At 60.5% G+C, this 14,434-nt stretch carries 10 protein-coding genes; 4 read left to right on the top strand and 6 right to left on the bottom strand.

Translation table 11 applies throughout. The features are described from left to right. On the bottom strand, window positions 1-577 hold a 577-nt coding region (locus tag H0V34_08185), incomplete at its 3' end, for an L-histidine N(alpha)-methyltransferase (protein MBA2491666.1). A gap of 92 nt (window positions 578-669) precedes the next feature. Between H0V34_08185 and egtC the strand changes: the two genes are divergently transcribed. After that, window positions 670-1,452, top strand: a complete 783-nt coding sequence (gene egtC, locus H0V34_08180) for an ergothioneine biosynthesis protein EgtC (protein MBA2491665.1) — start codon at window positions 670-672, stop codon at window positions 1,450-1,452. Then, the gene (gene egtB, locus H0V34_08175; GenBank protein MBA2491664.1) at window positions 1,449-2,600 is read left to right on the top strand and encodes an ergothioneine biosynthesis protein EgtB; all 1,152 of its coding nucleotides are present in this window, start codon (window positions 1,449-1,451) and stop codon (window positions 2,598-2,600) included. Before egtC ends, egtB begins: the two co-directional genes overlap by 4 nt. 59 nt (window positions 2,601-2,659) lie before the next feature. Here the strand turns inward: egtB and H0V34_08170 are convergent, their stop codons facing one another. From H0V34_08170 to H0V34_08150, 5 genes are all read right to left on the bottom strand, one after another. After that, entirely contained in the window at window positions 2,660-5,581 is a 2,922-nt protein-coding gene (locus H0V34_08170; GenBank protein MBA2491663.1) for an AsmA family protein, read from the bottom strand. Window positions 5,582-5,610: 29 nt separating this feature from the next. After that, window positions 5,611-9,660, bottom strand: a complete 4,050-nt coding sequence (locus tag H0V34_08165) for an AsmA family protein (GenBank protein MBA2491662.1) — start codon at window positions 9,658-9,660, stop codon at window positions 5,611-5,613. After that, entirely contained in the window at window positions 9,661-10,512 is an 852-nt protein-coding gene (locus H0V34_08160; protein MBA2491661.1) for a YihY/virulence factor BrkB family protein, read from the bottom strand. Window positions 10,513-10,682: 170 nt separating this feature from the next. Further along, a complete protein-coding gene (locus tag H0V34_08155) occupies window positions 10,683-10,952 on the bottom strand; it encodes a Slp family lipoprotein (GenBank protein MBA2491660.1) in 270 nt (89 codons plus the stop codon). 37 nt (window positions 10,953-10,989) lie between these two features. Continuing rightward, complete coding sequence (locus H0V34_08150) at window positions 10,990-11,517, bottom strand: Slp family lipoprotein (GenBank protein MBA2491659.1); 528 nt, start codon at window positions 11,515-11,517, stop codon at window positions 10,990-10,992. A 574-nt stretch (window positions 11,518-12,091) separates the two neighbouring features. Here H0V34_08150 and H0V34_08145 point away from each other — a divergent pair. Both H0V34_08145 and H0V34_08140 read left to right on the top strand, forming a co-directional pair. Beyond that, window positions 12,092-12,811 carry a Crp/Fnr family transcriptional regulator gene (locus H0V34_08145; protein MBA2491658.1) on the top strand — a complete coding sequence of 240 codons (720 nt, stop codon included), beginning with the start codon at window positions 12,092-12,094 and terminating at the stop codon, window positions 12,809-12,811. 428 nt (window positions 12,812-13,239) lie between these two features. Beyond that, on the top strand, window positions 13,240-14,434 hold a 1,195-nt coding region (locus H0V34_08140), incomplete at its 3' end, for a class I poly(R)-hydroxyalkanoic acid synthase (GenBank protein ID MBA2491657.1).

Genomic DNA, 14,434 nt, shown 5'->3' with positions numbered 1-14,434 from the left:
GCATCTTCGCGCACAGTTCGGTTAACAGCGCGACCGCCTGCGGCCGATCGAAGTTGCCGATGGTGCTGCCCAGAAACGCGAACAGGCGCCGGCCTTGCGGGTCGGGCAGATGCTCGAACCCGGCGTGGTAGTCACCCACCAGTGCGTTGACATCCAGCCAGCGGTAAGCGCCCATCAGACGCTGCCCGGCCTCGATTAGAATGGATTCGCACACGTCGTACGGCCAGTACGTACAACGCATGTCGCGCGCTTCGCAGGCTTCCAGCAGATGGTGCGTCTTGCGCGAGGCGCCGCTACCAAGTTCGACGATATGCTCCGGCCGGGCAAGATCAATGATGTCGCCGCCCTGTGCCGCCAGCAGCGCGTCCTCGGTGCGCGTCACGTAATATTCTGGCGTCACGCAGATCTGATCGAACAGCTCGGAGCCGTAGCTGTCGTAAAAATACTTCGGTGACAGGGAACGCGGCGGCGTGAGCAGACCGGCGCGCGTGTCTTCCGCCAGGGAAGGCAGCGAACGCTCGGGCGGCACGTGTTGACAGGTGAATTTTCCGAATTCGATCTCGGCGGGGATCTGCATTTTGTTTTCTCGTTCCAGCATGAAGATGCGATAAGCATGCAAAAAAGCTACCATGCGGTCGAACTTCTGTCGAAATTCAGTGAGCGAATCGTATGTGCCGCCTAGCCGCCTATCTGGGTCCGCCCGTGTTGTTGCAGCGGTTTTTACTGGATCCCAGCCATAGTCTGTACGAACAATCCTGGGCGCCGCGCGAACTGAAATTCGCGCGCCTAAACGCGGACGGCTTCGGCCTCGGCTGGTATGCCGCCGATGGCACGCCTGCGACCTACGTCAACCAGATGCCGATCTGGTCGGACATCAATCTGCCCGCGCTTGCGCGTACGCTGACTAATCCGCTGTGGATGGCGATGGTGCGCAGCGCGACGTCACCTTACCGCACCGGTTCAGCCAACACCCAACCTTTCACCCACGACGGCGTGCAGTTCATGCACAACGGCTATGTGGAAGATTTCGATCGAACTCTGCGCGGGCGCATCCGGCATTTTTTGAGCACCGGGGTCGAGGCGGGTATCGGCGGCAATACCGACTCCGAATACATCTTCGCGCTGTTGCGCCAGTTGCTGGCGAGCGACGATGAATTAACCCTGGAAAACGCGATCCGCGCGGCGCTCGAGCTGATCGACGAGTGGCTGGACGGCCGCAAGGTACTGCTCAATGTATTGCTCACCGATGGCGAGCGGCTCTACGCCACGCGCCACGCGCTGAATGCCGAGTGTCCCAGCCTCTATTTTACCACTGACGACGAATCCTTCGACGAAGGCGCGCAAATCATCGCGTCCGAGCGGCTTACGGAAGGGGAATTCTGGCAGCCCGTGCCCGAGCATCATCTGCTGATTCTGGACCCCGAACAGCCGCCCGAACTGATTCGGCTGTGAGGCTTCCAGTTGACGCGGCGCCTCTGCGCACCGTGCAAAGCGATCTGTGCGCGCTGGTCGAGGATCTGAACGATGAGGATTATCGCGCTCAGTTCCATGTCGATTTAAGCCCTATCGGCTGGCATCTGGGACATTGCACGTTCATCGAAAACTACTGGCTGCGCGAGGTGGTACTTGGCGACGATAGTCTCACCAAACCGCTGGCGCATTATTACATCCCCGCCAATAGCCCGAAGCCGCAACGCGGGCCGGCTCTACCGCCCAAGCAAGACCTTCTGGATTCCGTGCGGCGCCAGCAGGCGGATAATCTGCGACTGCTGTCGGAGACAGCAACGCAACGGCACGCGTTGCTGAAAGACGATTATCTGTCCCTGTTCCTGCTACAGCATCACTGTCAGCATTTCGAGACCATCAACCTGGCGCGCCACCAGCGCGCGCTGGGAAATGGATACGTGCGATTCAAACCCGCCGAAGCGCTAAAACCAGCGCCAGTGCGCGAGGTATTCGTTACGGCGCCGGCGGGAATTTACTCCATCGGAGGCGCACGGCCCGAGGCGTTCGACAACGAGTTGCCCGCGCACGGCATCGAGCATGGCACATTCGATATCGCCGCGCGCCCGGTCAACAACGCGGAATATCTGAGATTTATCGAGGACGACGGCTACAACGCCCGCGCGCACTGGACTGAGACCGGCTGGCAGTGGCGTGAGCAAACCGCCTGCCAGCGCCCCGACCACTGGCGTCAGAATGGTCGCGGCCAGTGGTTCGGGATCGATCAGCGCGGTGCGTTCGACTTATCGCCCGACGCCCCCGTATACGGTGTTTCGCATCACGAAGCGTCGGCGTTCGCGGCCTATGCGGGGGCGCGCCTGCCGCACGAAAACGAATGGGAGATCGCCTGCCGCTTAGGTATCTTAAGGGACGTCGGGCGCGTGTGGGAGTGGTGCGGCAACACTTTTTACGGCTACGAAGGCTTTAGACCTTTTCCTTACGACGAATACTCCCTGCCGTGGTTCGATGGCACGCATTACTCCTTGCGCGGAGGGAGCGCACTTACGCGGCCGGTTGTAAAGCGCGCAAGTTTCCGCAATTTCTACACGCCGGACAAACGCCATATCTTCGCGGGGCTGAGGTTGGTTCACTCCTAAGCACTCGTTGCGCGGCGCGCGGGCCCGACGCCCGACTGCTTTTCATTGCGAAGCGCTAATTACGGTTGCCGCACGGCCTGGACCAATTGTCGACAGTCGGCGGCTAGTGCCGTACCCCGTTCTATGGGCGTCAACAGCGAGAACGCGATTCGCGCCATGCTAACCTCTACTTTTAACTTTCTGAAACTGCCCCGGACGTGTAATGGCGCCTGACCTGCCAAGAGGGAAAAATCCTTGGCGCGCGGCAACAGCTTGAGATCGACCGACTCGGACCCTAATGCAATGGTGCCGCTGCCGACGACCTTCGTGTCGGCCGTATCCATAATCAGCGTCCGCGCCGCCAATACGCCGCTTCGCGCGCGGAAGTCCGCAACGAGGCAGCGGATATTCACCGTTCCCGATTCTTTCTGTTTTTTACCGTCGGCCTGTTCGGCCTGCTCGTTTCCGCCCGCGCACCAGGGGCCTTCGACCGTGCACGTTGACGCTGGCTTCGATGCCGCATTGTCGATCAGGGACAGCGACTCGATGAGGCTGAGCCCGGCTTGCTCGATCAACATCTTGCTGATCCGCCCGTCCCGTATCACCAGCCAGACGCTGCCATCGGCGGAGGCGGCGAAATCCGCGGGCGAACGGCCGTCGCCCTCCAGGGTGATGCGTCCACTCACGACACCGGTCGCCTGATCCGCGGCGTCGGCTTTGGCCAGGATCTCGTTAAGACTCAATTTGTGGAGCCTGGTGTCCAGCGAGGTGTGAACCGGCTTCGCGTTCGCCGACACCTCGATGTGGCTATCAAACGTGCCGCCCATATAGTCGAATTTCAGCGGATCAAGTGTCAGATGAGCGTCGTCGAGCAATATCGCGGTAGAAACGCGCGCGAACGTGCGAGCCGGCGCGTAGATGCGCGCGGCTTTATAGCTGATTTCCGCATCGAGCGCCCGCAGCGGCCAGACGTCGATGGCCGAATCGGGTATCACCGGGCCGCTCCGGACGGGCTCCGAGGGGCCGAATATCTGGACGAGATCGAGCTTGTCCGATACGAGGTCGGCGCGCAGCAGCATCCGTTCACGGCCGGTAGTTAGCGATAGATCGCCGGAAATATCGCTGACGCCCATGCCGCCGACGAGATTCTGGATTAGCGAGGTATTGCCATCGCGTTTGAGTCGGCCCTCCAGGTGATATGCGGGAATCTCCGGCAGCGATCTTCCCAGGGCCGCCGCAAGTAGCTCAGTGCCCGAACCACGCAGCGACCCCGTAACGTCGATGCCTTCGAGCGCCAGGGGTTTTTCAAGCGTGCCCGCAATGCGCGCATCGCTGCCGGCGGCGCTGGCCGTGCCCGCTATCGCATATGGGCGTTTATTCTTCGCATCGACCAGCGCCAGGAGTGGATCAATCTGGAAAGCAAGTTCAAAATCTTCGCCCCGCCAGGTTCCGCCGCCTTCGATCTCAAGCCGCTGTTGACTGTCTCTGGTCTTCGAACGGGCGGTTATTCGAAGCTGCGTATCGTCACCCGGAACTCCATACGAAAGTTGACTGTCATCGATGATCAGGCTGTCCAGAAACGACCACGGCGTGGTCCGCCTCGCGTTCGCCATTTGGGCCTGCGTGGCGCCCGTGGCGCGCAGCGCGACGCGGCCACCCAGTATCCCTTCGAGACCTTCGAATCCAGCGATGCGGTCGTCCAATTCGCTTAACTGGACTGCCTGAATGTTCGCCTCAAGATGGACATCGAACGGCCGTGGACTGGCATCGAGGATTGCTTGCGCACGCACGCGGCCGCCGCCGACATCGAAGCTCAGGGGCTGGATTCGCAGGCGCCCGTCGTCGAGCCTGGCCGCGGCCTGAACGTGACGCAGCGCGACCGAGGGGATCAGAATCTCATCGCCATTTAGGTTAATGGTTGCGTCCACGCTACCCAGCGCACTCAAGTCCAGCGGCTGGGGCTTCTTCGATGGCGCCGCCAGATTCGCGAAGTCGTCATAGCGCAGCAGACTCGTCGTAAGGTCCGCCTTGATCGTTGGGCGCTCACCACTGATATCGACGCCCAGCTCGCCTTGCAGATCGCTCTTGCCCGCGGTGGCCCGAATGTTTTTTAGTCGCCAGATGTGCCCCGCGCGGGTCAGATGCGCTTCTATCTTATGGGGCGGCAGCCGCGGCTTGGCGCCGTCGAAGAACGGCGACAACATCGACAGATTCAAACCTTCGACGGAAACGTTCAACTCCGCGCCTTGCATGCGCAACGGCTTCGTCAATGTGCCTTCGACGTTCGCGCGCGTGTCGGCCAGCGCCAGCGCGAGATCTATCGGATAGAGTTTGTTCGCGGCGCGAAGTGCCTGCAACGAGCCCGCCCGTAGCGCCATCCTCCAGCGTTGTTGGCCGAGACGCCCGCGACCACCGAGCGCAATCTCGTCGCGCTTCTCGTCCGTGCAACCTTGGAGGCGCACGATGGCGAGCCGCAAATCCGTGCCCTTCGAATAGTCCCGATAGGTGACGGTGCCGCCTTCTATGACCAGCCGATGCACCACTGGCAACGAGCCGCCCCGTTTAGATGCCCGGGATTTTTCCGCACCCAACCGCCAGTTCGGCTTGCCACTAGCGGACACGGCTAGATGCACGACGGGCTCGCGGATGCTCAGCTCCGAAATGACGGTGCGGCCCTGGATGAGCCCGAGGAGCTCGACCCGCAACGCCAGCACCTTGATCTCGGCTATGTTCGAGGTTCGGCCCCAGGGCGCGTTCCCCAGACCAATGTCTTCGACGCGGATCAGTGGGTTCAGGGAAAAATCGATGTCCAGGTCCCCGGCGATCGTGAAGTCGCGCCCAGTTGCCTGCGTAACCTGCTGCTCCACGTAGCCTCTGGCCCAGTTCCAGCCAACCACGCGCACGGTCAGGACAAGACTCAAAATAACAACGACCAGGGCGAGCGTGATCCACTTAATGATCCTGATCGTGGCTGTGTCACCTCGCGTCTCGCGTTGGTGCATACCGCGTATCCTTTCGCTCTTGTCGGAGTTTACCGCGAAGCGTCGGGCCTGATAAAAGTCGCTTCCGGCGGCGATTGTTCTTTTTTACGGCGGGGTTCCGATTTGGCGGCGCGTGATTCATTCTCCGCGTCATCGAGCAGCGCTTTGCAGGGGCTGTTCTCGCCGTCGCCCGGATCAATAAACGGGATTATCGCCGCGAAGGGCGTCGCAACCAGCCCCATGGCAACCGCAGTCGCAGCCTGCGCGGCCATCTCTGAGTATTCACCATAAAACGCCAGATTGCTGAAACGTCCCGTCATGTGCAAAGGCGTGCGGAACGAAAACAAGCTTAAATCCTTCGGATGCGGCGCGACGACAAATTTGATCCGTTCCTCATCCAGATCGATGTCGCCGTCGCCGGAAAAAAGCGTGTCCACAGTGTCGATCGCGAAGCTCTCGAAGTCTACCTGCCCGTCCCGCGCCTGTAGATCGGTAAAGGCGCAGCGGATCGGGACGGCCTCCACGTCGCCCACCAGATCGCCAATTGCCTGTGCCGCATCCAGCCCCGCGAGTTCGATCAGCAAAGAATCGAACTTCCCGCCGCTCATAATCAGCGAGAGCTGACCGTCTAGCGTCGCCATCAAATCGGCGATCGAATCACCGGACGCCTTGAGGTTCGCGCGCCCGCCGATGTTGCCGACGCTCTTCTGTGCGAATCCGGAGCCACGCAGGAGTTCCTTCAAATTCACGCGGCTTATTTCAGTCTTCATCGCGGCCTCCACGGGGCGCGCGCTGCCGTCGAGTCGCAGACGGGATTCGATCCTGCCGCCGCCGACGCCGAAATCCAGCGGCGCCAGCCGGCCATCGTCCAGTTTCGCCTCGATGCGAAGATCATCGATTGGCAACCCGGTCTCCACCCGCTCGCCGTTGAAGGTCACGTCGGCGTCTATGGCGCTTAAGGCACTCAGGTCGATCGGGTCTCGCGGCAGCACCGTCTTGCTCCTGGTCTCAGTGTCGGACTCGACCTCTTGCTTGCCGGATTCAGTCTCGCCCTTGCCCGTGTCGGGCGCTGCGCCGATCAATCCGCCCAAGTCGTCGAGATCGAGTCGGCGCGAGACAAGATCGGCCACGATTAGCGGCCGCGGATCGCGTAACGTTTGCACCTCGATTTCGCCGGCCAGATCGCTGTCCCCGACCGCGCCTTCGAAGCCCTGCAGACGCCAGGCGCCTTCGTCTCGGAACAGCTCGCCTTCGATCTCGTAAGGCGGCAGATCGGGCAGCGGCAGCCCAGCGAGTTTCTCCAGTCTGCTCGGGTTAGGGCCGCTGATCGACAGGTTCAAGTCCAGGCCCTTCATGTCCAGCGGTCGCGTTACGTCGCCTTTCAGCCTGGCTATGGTCTGCGCGACCTCCGCCCGCGCCTCAACCGGATACGGCCGTATCTCTTCGAGCAGTCGAAGGAGCGAGCCCGCGCCGACGTTCAGACTGAACGCCTCGCCCTGGTAGCGGCCGGTGCCGTTGATCATGATCGGCTCGGCGCCGTTCGCGGTTTCCGTGGTGCGCATGGACAATTCGATGTCCATGTCATTACCAGGGTCAACATAGGCCAAGCGCGTATCTTTGATGATCAGACTGCGGATGAAGGTGAGCGCCGTCTGCTCGGAAGAGTCTGCTATCTGCTGTTCGGTGCTGCCTACGATCGCGATGTCGGCACGACCATCGAGGACGCCGAACGTGGATTCAAAATCGAGCGGCTCGACGACCTGCTGTATATCCACCTGTTCGATGTCGGTCACGAGCTTGCCCTGTATGGGTGTCGCGCTGTCCACGCTAAGCGCGCCTTCGATCGTGCCGCCGCCGATGCCGAGCGCGAACGGCTTGACGTCAAGCCGACCGTCGCGCACAGCGATGTCGAAGGCGATGTCTTGCAGCGGCAGATTCGGCGCGATGATTTCCTTACCCTCGAAGCTCAAATCAGCGTTAAATCGTTGCAACGGCGCGAGGTCGAAGGGCGGCTCCGCGGGTCTGTCCAATGCGGGTTTCGCTTCTTCGGTTTCCGGCGCCGGTTCCCGGCTGTCGGACTCGGCGCCGAGCAGCGTCGCGAAGTCGGCATGATCCAGCCTGCGCGAGACGAGATTAGCCTTGATGTACGGTTTCTTGCCCCCCGTATTGACCGCGATGTCGCCCTGTAAATCGCTCATCCCGACCCGGCCGTCGAAGTCATCGATGATCCAGCGTGTCCCCTCGCGCGACACCCCACCGCCCACCTCGTAAGGCGGCAAGTCCGGCAACGGTTTGCCGAGTGCTGCCGCCAGTCGGTCCGTGCCGGAGCCTTGCGCGGTGAGTTCTATATCGACGGCTTTCAGGGCCAGCGGCTGTCGGAGCGTGCCCGTCGCCGTAATCTCGGTGTTCGCGCCGCTGGCTTCGAGATCGATAGCGTACGGCTTGTCGGTTTGCGTATCGGCCAGCGCCAGCAGCGGATCGGCCTGGAAGTCGAGCGTGAAGGGTTCGCCCCGGTAACGCCCGGCGCCTTGCATGGTGAATTGGCGACGCCCGTCGCGCGTGACGGAATCGGCGATGACGCGCAGCTCCGTATTGCCGTCGGGTGCGACATACGTCAACCGGCTGTCATCGATACTCAGGCTATCGATAATCGCCAGCGCGCCGGCATTCTGCTTCATCTGCGCCCTGGACGCGCCGGTTACCGAAAGCTCGATACGACCGTCGACCATCCCTTCGAGCGCTTCGTCAGCATTGGCTATCTCGCGTAGCCTGCCCAGATCGACTTGCTGAATTTCAGTCTGAACATGGGCTTCGAACGGTTGCGAGCGGGAATCCAGCATGGCTTGCGCGCGTACCGTTCCGCCGCCCACAGCGACCTTGAGCGGTCGCACCCGCAGGCGACCGTCTTCCAGCCTTACTGCGGCCCGCACGTCGTGCAGCGCCGCAGCGGGAGTAAGAATTTCATCGCCACGCACGTTGACGATCGCGTCCATCGTTCGCAGCGCGCTGAGGTCCAGAGGCGCAGGCTTCTCCGGCTTTCTGGACGGCGGCGCCAACCCCGCGAAATCCGCGTAATCCAGCCGATGGCTGATTAAATGCGCCTTGAGCAGCGGTCGTTTACCACCGTTCTCGAAGGCAAGCTCCCCGTGCAAGTCGCTTTCTCCGACGTTCGCCTGAAAGTCCCGCACTTGCCAGGTCTGGCCTAGCCGCGTCACGCGGCCGCCCACGCTGTACGGCGGCAGTCGCGGCGCATCCGGACCCAGGAACTCGGAGAGCATCTGAAGACCGGGGCCTCGCAGCGAGAAATTCACCTTCCCACCGGCCAGTTGCGCCGGGTCTTCGAGCGCGCCCTCGATCCTTGCGCGCGTGTCGCCCATATCGAATTTGAAATCGAGCGGGTACGGCGCATTGCCCGCCAACCATTTGTCAAACGCACCGGCCTTGAAATCCAGGCGCCACGGATGCTCCTGCAGCCGGCCATGGCCGTCGAGTGTCACCTGCCCGTCCGTCCCTCGCGTGGAGCCTGAGATATTCTCGATCGTGAGTCTCATGGACTGCCTGGCCGCGGGATCGTGATAAGTGCTGAGGCCATCACGCACCACGAGCCTGAGAATGGCTGGCAGTTGGCCGCGTGCTTCCGCCGGCGCACTGTCGGTTGGCGCCTTCGCCACCTTGTCGGCGGCGGTGCCACTTTTCAACTGCCAGTTACCGGTTCCCTGCCCGGACTTCGCGAGATGCACGACGGGCCGGTCGATAATCAGCTCCGGGATCACGATACTTCCCCCGATAAGCGCTATCAGATCGACACTCGCATCCAGGGCGTGCAGCTTCGCCATTTGCGGCGGCTTGCCCCAGTGCGCGTTCTCGAAGCGGATTCGTTCCACGTGCAAACTCGGCGTGAGCGACCACAGATCGACACCCAGATCGCCGTCGATCGCGAATTCCCGGCCTGTCTGTTCGCTGACCGCGCGCTCGATATAGGGTTTTAGCCAGTTCCAGTCGATAAAGATCGCCAGCAGCACCAGCACCAGCAAGAGGGCGGCCAGCGTGATCGAGCCCCACTTCAGCGTGCTGGTCAGAATCCGTGTCGCTGCGGCCATTTAATCCGCCCGCTGTGCGTGCGCGCTGGGCTCTATATGCGCGCCGCGGCTGCGCGCGATGACTTCAGTGATCTTGGCGCCGAAGAACAGAATCAGCGATGCGTAGTAAATCCATACCATCAACACCACCACCGAGCCCGCCGCGCCGTACGCCGAGCCGACGCTGGCCTGACCCAGATACAGGCCGATCAGGAATTTGCCGACTGTGAATAGAATGCTGGTGATGAACGCGCCGAACCAGGTATCACGCCACTCGATTTTCGCGTCCGGCAGGAACTTGAAGATCATCGCGATCAACACCGTAATGATGCCCAGCGAGACGACGATATTCAGGAACCGCCAGAAGATCGCCGCACCCGGGACGTAAGCGTTCAGACGGCCTTCCAGCCCCGCCAGTACAGCGCTGATAACCAGCGACACCAATAGCAACAGCGCAATCGTCAGCACCAGGCCCAGCGACAGCACCCGGTGGCGGATAAAACCCCACACGACGTTGCTGTCCGGCGCGGCCTGCACGTGCCAAATGCGGTTGAGCGCGGCCTGCAACTGCGCGAATACGGTGGTTGCACCGAGCACGGTAATGACCAGACCCGTAATCATGGCAATCACGCCGCGCGTGGGACGATCGGCCCGGTTGATAATCGTGTCGATGAGGTTCGCGCCCTCTATGCCGAGCAGGGACCGCATCTGACTGAAGATTTCCGCGCGCACCACCTCCCCGTCTAGAAATAGTCCGGCCGTAGCGAGCACGACCAGCAGTAACGGCGCGATCGACAGCAAGGTGTAATAAGACAGTGCGCCCGCCATATCCAGCGGCTGGTCGTTGAGAAACTCCTGTACTGTGCGGGTCATTGCCGCAAATATCGATCGGCTGAATTTCATTTTTGATGCGTAACGACTTGTGCAGAGCCTGGCTTATTGGCCTTGAAATTAAGCAAGAACGCTGCCGTTCTGAGAATGGCGGGCGCTGCTCATGCGAAGCGGAATGTTTTGGAAGAGGACGCCGATCCCTGTGCCCAGGTTTATGCCCGACCGCCGTCCGCGGTTTCCGGATAACCTTGTTCAATCGCCAAGAAGCGGCCCATGGGATCGCCGGATATCTCACAGCGTTGCGCACCCTCGAGCGGATACGCGAGCACTTCCAGCTGTGTCGAATTCTCCGGATTGACGCTGTTGACCATACGCCCGCCCCACAACTCATTGTCGCCGCGCAAGGAGTCGATCCCGGCCTTCGCCCGTCCCCGCGTCGCCGTCTCATTAACGCCATCGGTGGAGATGCCGACCGCTGGCACACGCCGCAATCGACGGCACCGCCGCCCCTAAAAGCGATCAATAGAAGAGACTGAAAAACATAGGGCCGTAGGGATACGGCATGCGTGAATACGCACCGTACTTCGCACCAACGCCGTTATGGCCTTCCGGCAGCGAAGCCCACAGGTGATGCATCTCGACGTTCACCACAGGCTGGTGGTAGGCGTATCCATCGATCGCGCCGGAGTTTTCGTTCTCAAGGTCGCCGACCACTGTAAGGTACCTGCCCCTGGCATAGATTGCGGGATCGACGTTTCCTTCCAGTCGCGCGAAAAACTGGCCTTCGCGGTGGCTCTTGGCGGGCATGCCGTTGTTGCTCAAGTGGCAACGGTCTACTTCGATCCAGGTCTGCGATTCGCGTTTTTCGACCGCGGCGATGGTGCCGCCCCAACGCACGTGTTCGCCATTGAAGCGCTGCGCACGGGCGTGCGCGTCAGCTTCCGTCGGGCTGTTGCGCGACGGTACGCTACTGGTTTGTTCCGGAATCTGGCTGGCGCACGCGGGCAGCAACACCGCGCTCAGCAATACGATACCGAGTCTGTCCATAACGCATGCTCCTTATTAAAATTGTAGTCATCGCTCCAATGCGCGCCCAACGAATCCATCGGTGGTTGGTAAACCCTGCGCTACATTCCCCCTTACACTCGTTTGCTCAAAACGAATATTCTCGCTTCCATAGTGACCCTGGCACGTCTAGCTGTCCGTACGCTGTCGCACATAGAAACGAATCACGCGGGCTTCAAAAATGGGTAGCCGCGCCCGGGAAGCGGAACATCACGCATGAATTGACCGCGAAACTGCCGGTTGCAGAACCGATGCGCTCAGGCCGCCGTTACCCACGGGCAATGGCTATCAAAAATCCGATACGCCCACTAATCATGGGTTCTTCCCCGTTGCATGGTAAAAGGAATCGGAAAAATCTTTCCTTTGTGCTGTGAGCAAAATACCGCTGCCAGCATCGATTGTAAGTACGATTGCACGTATAAGTGTTTGCTTTATATCATGTGTTGCATCGCACTTGCGAGCCACATTGAGGCGAGCTTAAGCTATGTGTTGCATCACACATACGAGCCACGCTAAGATTCGGTCATCTGCCGCCGAAGTCCTGCGCGAGGTACGCATGACAAACACTCAGCGTACGGCCCTGTCCAGAAACAGGCTGCTTGCCACGCTCACTGAAGATTCATACCAGCGCATCCTTCCTGACCTGGAGGAGGTCGCGCTCGCGCTTGGCGAGGTTCTGTATGAATCCGGCGGCCAGCAGAATTTCGTTTATTTCCCGACCACCGCGATCGTTTCCCTGCTCTACGTGATGGAAAACGGGCAATCGGCCGAAATGGCGGTCACGGGTTACGAAGGGGTGGTGGGCGTATCTCTTTTCATGGGCGGAGGCAGCATGCCCAGCCGCGCGGTGATTCAGAGCGGCGGACAGGCGCTACGGATGAAGGCCATCACCATGCAGGCCGAATTCGAACGGGGCAGCAGCTTCCACCAGGCGCTGCTGCGCTACACCATGTCGCTGATCACGCAGATGTCGCAGACCGCGGTGTGCAACCGCCTGCACTCGCTGGATCAGCAACTGTGCCGCTGGCTGCTGTTAAGTCATGACCGGCTGCAAACCGATGTACTGATCATGACGCACGAGTTGATCGCCAATATGCTGGGGGTGCGCCGGGAAGGCGTGACCCTGGCCGCCGGACGCCTGCACAAAGCCGGCCTGATAACCTACCGGCGCGGGCACATCTTTATCGTCGATCGCGCGGGACTGGAGGCGCGGGTCTGCGAATGTTACAAGGTAATCAAGAACCAGAGCGATCGCCTGCTTGGGGAGAACTTATAGCTTTCGATTAAGTCAGGTTGTCATCTCGACCGCCGAGAGATCTTGTCACTCCCAGCATCAATCCCTCTCTCACGGCGAATGATTCCTCGCCAAGTTTAGCCGGTTCGCTAGTTTAAGCAGCGCCGTTCATTGCGCGTTGTCATTAACCGTCTTAGTATGGCAGCGACTTGGCCGCTGTGTATCTGGCCTTCCCCTGCCAAGGCGCTTTTTCTTAAACGGTAATCAACCCCACGGACTTCGTGTAATCAAGAGATACGCCGATCAGTTTCCATCAGTTTCCATCAGCTTCCATAACCCCCCAGGCGCGGCGCGTCGAACAAATATATTCGGAGGAAAGATTCATGACGAACCCCAAGGAATCGACAGACACAGGCTTTTCAGGTGCAGGCGCGCCGTTTGAGGTGTGGTCCGAGTGGCTCAGGAACAACATGGGCGCCATGTCGGCAATCCCGAACTCCGGCGGGGCGACGGACGCTGCGCCCGAGGGGGCAACAGCCCGCGACCCGTTGATGTCGGCCATGATGAAGCTGTCGGAGGCCAACCCCATACGCAACATTATACCGCTCAACTGGATGGAGATTTCCAAGTCGCTACAGACTCTCTGGATGCGCGAGATGTCCGATCCCGTGCGGGCGATGCAGGTGGCCACGGACTACAACGTTCGCCTCTTCGATACGACGATGAAGGTGTGGAGCGACAGCGCAGCCCGCTTTTGGGGCCTGCCTGCGCAGGAGAAAGAGGAGAAGTGCAAGCCCGACAAGCGCGTCGCCGACCCGGCGAAGCCCGACAAACGCTTCGCCGAACCGGCGTGGGAGTCCAACCCTTACTATAAGACGCTCAAGCAGGCGTACCTGTTGGCTTCGGAATACCTCCTCAATGAGACCGACGAGATCGACGGGCAAGACACCGGGGAAGAACAGCGACGTCTCAAGTTTCACCTCAAGCAGTTCGTGGATGCCATGGCGCCGGTGAATTTTCTGCTCACCAATCCCGCGGCCCTCAAGCGCATTATGGAGACGGGGGGAATGAGCGTCGTTGATGGCACCCGCAATCTTCTAGCCGACGTGGAGGAGGGGCGATTGAGCATGGTCGATGCCAGCGCCTTCGAGCTTGGGAAGAACATCGCGATGACACCAGGCAAGGTCGTATACCGCAATAAGATCATCGAGCTCATCCAGTACGCCCCGCGGACCAAACAGGTTTACGAGGTGCCGATATTGTTCATGTCTCCGTGGATTAACAGGTACTACATCCTCGATCTGTCGCCCAAGAACAGTATGGTCAACTACATGGTGGAACAGGGTTTCACGGTCTTCATATTCTCCTGGAAGAATCCCGACGCCGCTATGGAAGACACCGGTTTCGAGGACTACATGACTGAGGGCCCGCTCGCCGCGATCGATTCGATACGCGAGATCACGGGCAGCGAGACGGTGAACACCGTGGGCTATTGCATTGGCGGAACTTTGCTCGCTACTACGCTCGCCTGGCTTGCCGCCGGCCAGGACGCGAAAGCAAAGACTCTCGGCGCCAACACCTTCATGGTATCGATGCACGACTTCAGCGAGGTCGGAGACACCGAGGTCTTTATGGACGAGCCTCAGTTTGACGTAATGGAAAAGC

Source organism: Gammaproteobacteria bacterium, from assembly GCA_013696315.1.
In the GTDB taxonomy this organism is placed as follows: domain Bacteria; phylum Pseudomonadota; class Gammaproteobacteria; order JACCYU01; family JACCYU01; genus JACCYU01.
This window is presented reverse-complemented; position numbering and strand designations above follow the sequence as displayed.